This is a genomic window from Desulfosarcina sp. (assembly GCF_041551955.1).
Taxonomy (GTDB): Bacteria; Desulfobacterota; Desulfobacteria; order Desulfobacterales; family Desulfosarcinaceae; genus Desulfosarcina.
Genome location: NZ_JBFELV010000527.1, coordinates 1 through 3,227, shown reverse-complemented (window position 1 = coordinate 3,227; position 3,227 = coordinate 1). Strand labels below are relative to the sequence as shown.

General features: G+C 49.0%; 2 protein-coding genes and 1 pseudogene. All 3 read left to right on the top strand.

Going from position 1 to position 3,227, the window contains the following annotated elements:
* The first annotated feature begins 197 nt into the window (after positions 1–197).
* On the top strand, positions 198–1,391 hold the full coding sequence (locus tag ABYV26_RS23580; protein WP_372683799.1) for an HDOD domain-containing protein: 1,194 nt from the start codon (positions 198–200) through the stop codon (positions 1,389–1,391).
* 2 nt (positions 1,392–1,393) lie between these two features.
* Entirely contained in the window at positions 1,394–2,722 is a 1,329-nt protein-coding gene (locus ABYV26_RS23575) for a nitrogen regulation protein NR(II) (protein WP_372683798.1), read from the top strand.
* A 299-nt stretch (positions 2,723–3,021) separates the two neighbouring features.
* Positions 3,022–3,227: pseudogene (locus tag ABYV26_RS23570) on the top strand (hypothetical protein); the annotation flags it as partial.

Below are 3,227 nucleotides of genomic sequence, written 5' to 3'. Positions count from 1 at the left end.
GTTGAACCGCCATAGCGCGCGTATTCCCCTTTTCCAAATTCAGAAAATAAACTATTTCTTCAAGTATCAAGAATTTAAGACGATAAAACAATTGATGAAGCGCCGCTACGAAAGCGTTTGGCGATAAATGAACGACACAAAAGCCATCGATCCGTGTTCAAATGGGCTATATTGCTGTTGAAAATATAGAGTTAGGGATGGTCCTCGAAGAGGATGTCTACGACATCAATACCCGCCTGCTTCTGTCCAAGGGCCAAAAGATAGCCAATAACCACATAAGAATATTAAAAATATGGGGGGTGTCCGAGGTTAAGGTCGTCGGCAGCGATAGACCTTCAGCCGGTCGTCATGGGTGCATCGATAATGAAAAGGCCGAGGGCATCAAAGCGGCCATCAGGCTCGTTTTCAAGAACGCCGATTTCGCAAACAGCACATTGAAAGAAATCTGCAAAGTCGCTTTGATCCATCGGATTAAAGGTGAATTCACCATGTCACCGAGGCTGAACTGTATCTCAGGCAGCCAGGATATGCAGGGCAAATCCAATGCGGTCCGTGGCCACATCAAGGGGATAGCGGACAAATTGCCTGAGACACCCACGATCATTTCCCAACTCAATCAAGTCATTGCCGATCCACTGGCGACATCCAATGACGTCGCCAGGGTTGTCAACACGAGCCCCAGTTTGGCAGCTACATTATTAAAAATTGTGAATTCAGCCTATTATGGCTTTCCCTCCAAAATTGACCGCATATCACGGGCCGTGACCATCATCGGGACGAAGGAAATCAGCAGCCTGGCTCTCGGGATCAGCGTCATGCAGACGTTCAAAAATATTCCCAAACATATTATGGATATGCAGGCATTTATCCGCCACAGCCTGGCTTGCGGGGTGATTGCGCGTATTCTGGCCGCACGCAACAATCTGCCACAGACCGAACAGCTGTTCGTTTCAGGGCTGTTGCACGACATTGGGAAGCTAATTGTCTACTGTTACTATCCGGAGCACGCGACCGACTGTTTCTGCCTGGCGGAATCCGCCGATACGAGTGTCTTTCAAACGGAAAGAGACATTATCGGCAAAAACCATCCGCAGTTGGCCAGGCACCTGCTGAGCCGGTGGAAACTGCCGATGGACCTTGCCGACAATATCGTCTATCACCATGCCCCCAGCCGCGCATCCAATTCGGACACCGCCGGGATCGTCCATTTGGCAGATATCATTTCACAGGGGTTGGGCATCGGATATAGCGGTGAACGATCGATACCCCATTTTGATTATCCGGTCATGGATAAAATTGTGGATTCGCGCCATAGCATTCAAACGGTCGTTCGTCAGGCAGTGCATCAACTGGGGCCGATGGAAGCCATTTTCCAAAGCCAGGCAAATTGATTATGCTGACTCATTCCAACGTCGATTCCATTCAAGGGGAAGGACAAGAATATCGTAAACGATATCTTGAAAATGCCATCGAATCGGCCTTGTCCTTGGGTGACTTTCAAAAGGAAGTAAACAGCGAATGCACCCCCCGCACCATCAATACAAAAGCCATTGACCGTATTCAGCGTCTGATTCCATTTGAGGCCAGTGCAATTTTCATTGTGGATGATGAAACGTCCGATATGTCACTGTCTCTGTTCACACCTGACGACGCAAAAGAATCCATCGAAGAAGAGCTGGAATTTTTGATTGAGAATGGGTTCGTTGCCTGGGCGATACGTGAACGCAGAGGTATCACGGTCGTTTCGAAAGACGGCAGCCGACAGCTCTTTTTGCATGTGATGGCGACGTGTTCGCGGATTCGAGGGATGTTCATGGGGATTTTCCCTTCCCAATTGTCGCGACTGCCTGACACGTCGCTGGAAATCGTTTCCATTATCCTTCGGAATGCGGTCAACGGAATTGAAAGCCTGATGCACGCAACCCTGTTGCGAGAAAAAAAACAAGACCTGGAAAAAGCGTTGGAAGAGAAAACAAAGCAATTGATTCGCTATGAAAAAGACCTGATGCAAGCCCAGAAATCAGAAGCCATTGCCGCGTTGGCCGGGGGGGTGGCTCACCAGTTCAACAATGCCCTGACAGGGTTGATGGGTAACATCGATCTCATATCGATGTCCAACAAAAAGAGTTCGGATGTATCGCCTTACATCGATCGCATACGCCCGATCATCGAGAGAATGTCAAATTTGACCAGTCAGTTGTTGGCCTATGCGCAAGGTGGAACCTACATGACCCAGGTCATTTCCCTGGAAGCGCTTTTCGAGGAGGTATTGCCTGGAATCAAGCATGTACTTGAAAAGCAGATTCAACTGGAAGCGGAGCTGGCCGACGCGTCCTGCACGGTAGAAGTAGATCTGATTCAAATACGCATGGTGATCCTGGCCATCGTCAACAATGCCAAGGAATCCATCGTCAAAAATGGAATCATTCGGATCGTTGCCAGACCGGTTCAATGGGGCCAGTTGCCAGACCGTGTCGGCAGTGAACTCAAGCCAGGAAATTATGCATGTATTCATATCGAGGATAACGGCAGCGGAATGGACGACACGATGTTGCGCCGACTGTTCGACCCCTTCTTCTCGACTAAATTCACGGGAAGGGGGTTAAGCATGGCAGCGGTGTTGGGTATTGTCAAACGACACCGGGGCTGGATTACGGTTTCATCAACCATTGGCCAAGGAACCCACGTCGACATTTACCTGCCGCAAAGCTCCCCGTCATAGCTTCGGTTCAAATGGTAAGGAAAATAGATCAAGTACTCGAAAAAGGCTCAACTTTAAAAGGCCGGGCCGGCACTTTCAAACCGAGCAAAAACCTTCCCTAGTCACTTGAGGACCCCTCTTCCACGCTTCGTGAATGGATAGATTGTTTCCGTCTGTCGGCGGCGAAGGCCGCGCTTGGCGGTCGGCGACCAATGCCACAGGCCCCTGGTGGAATTCGGGAGTTCCACCTATCAACCGCGGTTCACAACGAGCCACACTTGTAAAAACAATCGTTGACATGATACATAGACAACTTACAATTGAGAGCTATATTCCGTGGCTTTTGTTGGATTCCGGAGCGCTGGGGTGTGGTTGGGGGGCAAATGGAACCGATATTTCTTTTTTCTATTTTCTTTCTTATTGTTGCCGTCGCTTGGTTAATTAAAACCTACAATAGATTTATCAAATACAAAAACAGGATCGAGGAGACCTGGAGTGGTATTGATGTTACCTTAAAGCGGCGCTT